Here is a 2,830-nt window from a genome sequence, read left to right on the forward strand (position 1 = left end):
ATCACTATTAAAAAAACAAGTATAAACGCATGTAAATCAAATGTTTAATATGTCAACTTAATGACGTGCTCGCGCGATAGCGAAGATTTTATCCTTCGTGCACTAGCGGGGCTCAGCATAAAACCACTCGGTTAAAAATGGTTTTTGTATATATGACTATTATTTAAGTTACTTTCTTAAAAAATATTCTTGAAATTCTCCATTTAAACCTCTTGGTCGTATCTGATTCAAATGTATATGCCATACTTCATTCTCGAAAATTCGCTTCTGCTCAAATTCGACTTTAAAGTAATTAGTAAATTCTCCTTTTTTGTAATACAGAGGCGATTTTAAACCTTTCGTATCTACAATATAAAAACCTTTTATTTTTTGATTTTTGACTTTTGATTTTTCAAATTGGTCAATCAATTCAATTTCGCTTCCATCTACTAAAATTAAATTAATTTTGTAGTTTATAGCCTGCCCCATTTTATTTGTTACCTCAATAGTACAATTGCTTTGGCTTCCTTTGTTAAATTCCTTTACAATTATTTTATCTCTCTGAGGGTTACTGTCTAATACAAGGCTATCACCTTGGATGTTGTAATTACCTTCTATTTCAGAATTAAGAAATTCTTGTTTAGAAAAATATATAAATTTATTATTGTCCTTCAATTCAATACTTTCGTAATAATGGGCTGTCTGATATGTGTAGTTGCCAATAACATCCTCTCTATTAATGAATAAAGAAGTTATCGCCACTGCTAATATATTTAATGCTATTTTCATTTTATCCTCGTTTTTTCACTCCTTTTGTATAATCTTTTTGCCAACCTTTATAAACTTCCATTACGGTTTGTCCATTCCTACCAGCCTCTATTGTCTGATTTCTTAGTGCCTTACCTTCTTTTGAATTTATATCTATAGGTCCAGATGGCAGGCTTTGATATGCTGCTGGTGTCATTGTCTGTCCAAATGCTTTTACATCATTATTATTCCAAGTGATTTTTGGATTTGTAAAATATTCCATACCTCCATTTAAAGCTCTTTCTCTATTATATGATTGAGTTTCATCACTTAAATCATATAGGCTGCCGAATTGAGAATTATCTTTAAATAAAGAGGTTTCTCCTTGCTCATATTGATATGCATGGCCTAGTTCATGTGATATAAGACCCCTATCATTAGTTCCTAAACCTACTTTAATTTTATCGGTTGCCATATCATAGCTTACGCCCCCCGCTGCCGCACGAAATCGAAGGTTCGACGGAGTCAATCCTTTGGTGTGGCAAATCAATATACTACTATTCAACTCTTAAACCGCAGTTAATATACAAAGAAACTTAATTATTTTTTGACAAAGTTGGAAGACAACCTTTTATCTAAATTACCTTAGTAAACACAAAACGCCCAATATAATTGATCGTTTTTTATTTGACATAGACCACGCGAGAGGACTCGCGCGGTAGCGTAGCCGGGCCCACCAGTGGGGCATTTTTTAAATAAACACGCTTACGCTAAATAACAAAAGCCACTCATTTAGTGGCTTTGTCTTTAATTTTAGTACTTTTCCAAATATTCTTGCCAATCATTAGGATATTTTTTCTTTATATCCCTTTCTATATAATCAGGTATGGGTTCTTTATCATAATCTAAACCTTTCGCTTTTAAGAAAGAGATGACTTTCATCTTTTGCTTGTACTGTTCCGTGTTCATATCAACTATCTTACGTCTTAATGCCCCAAGTATGTAAATGGAGTCTTCCTGAACCGTTCTGTACATAATACCGTCATAATTAGCTCCTCGTTCAAGTAAATAAAGAGCTATATCAAATTGATAATGTGAAATTGCATCTGATAAAGGTAAATGAGGAATATAAGTGTACCATTCATTATAAAAATTTATATCTGCACCTGCTTTTACCAACAGTTTGACTTTTTCTAAGTTATTACCCGAGACATACGAGATAGCTACATTCAATGGTGTTTCCCTACCCTGATTATCTTCCGTTATAGGTTTACTTTCTACAACATTAGGATTGCCCTTATGCTCTATTAAGATCTTTAAATATTTGGGATTTTCATTCTTGGCAGCATCGTGCATCGGAGTAGTTCCCCGATAGTTATTCTGAATATTTGGGTCTGCTCCCAAGCTCAATAATGCTTTTACACTTTCGTAATCACTGTTTTTTATAGCAAGCATCAAAAGTGTATTGCCAAATTTAGATTCTTGATAATTTACTGGTAGTTTATTTTCTGTAACCAATTTATTAATCAAAGAAACATTTTCATCTTCTACCGCTTTTGCTAAATCCCAAACTGGAGTTTCCTGAAAAAGCCTGTAGTCTTTTCCTAATAGTTTTTCGTTATCCACTTTTTTATTTCTGTTGTGACATCCTGTAGATGCTACAAACAACATTATCATCAATAATATTCTCATAATATAAAATTTAGAAACGGAATTAAAGAGGCATCAATGCCCTTCTTAAACCATTATTTATCTGTTGCCCAATAGTAGGTTTACTGAATGCTTCTATTACAGAATTAATACTATGTCCGTTATATACTCCGCTGGCACTTCTCGGTTGTAAATAATGTTTATTACCACCTGCTGTTGGGAGTGCCCCCGCTGCCGCACGAATCCTTTCGTGTGGCCCCCCGCTGCCGCACGAATCCTTTCGTGTGGCAAATCAATATTCTAATATTCAACTCTTAAACCCCCGCTGCCGCACGAATCCTTTCCCCGCTGCCGCACGAATCCTTTCGTGTGGCAAATCAATATTCTAATATTCAACTCTTAAACCCCCGCTGCCGAACGAATCCTTTCGTGTGGCAAATCAATATTCTAATAT

Annotated in this window: 3 protein-coding genes; all 3 read right to left on the minus strand. The window is 34.4% G+C overall.

The window, feature by feature from the left end; all coding sequences use genetic code 11:
* Nucleotides 1-168: 168 nt before the first annotated feature.
* Nucleotides 169-768 (minus strand): hypothetical protein, encoded by a 600-nt coding sequence (locus tag KO524_RS15050; protein WP_219295056.1) that lies wholly within the window; start codon nucleotides 766-768, stop codon nucleotides 169-171.
* A gap of 1 nt (nucleotide 769) precedes the next feature.
* Nucleotides 770-1,201: a hypothetical protein gene (locus KO524_RS15055; RefSeq protein WP_219295057.1), complete on the minus strand. Its 432-nt coding sequence runs from the start codon at nucleotides 1,199-1,201 to the stop codon at nucleotides 770-772.
* Nucleotides 1,202-1,539: 338 nt separating this feature from the next.
* Nucleotides 1,540-2,418, minus strand: a complete 879-nt coding sequence (locus KO524_RS15060; RefSeq protein ID WP_219295058.1) for an ankyrin repeat domain-containing protein — start codon at nucleotides 2,416-2,418, stop codon at nucleotides 1,540-1,542.
* Between the last annotated feature and the right edge of the window lie 412 nt (nucleotides 2,419-2,830).

It is taken from the genome of Flavobacterium sp. NKUCC04_CG, from assembly GCF_019345525.1.
GTDB lineage: Bacteria > Bacteroidota > Bacteroidia > Flavobacteriales > Flavobacteriaceae > Flavobacterium.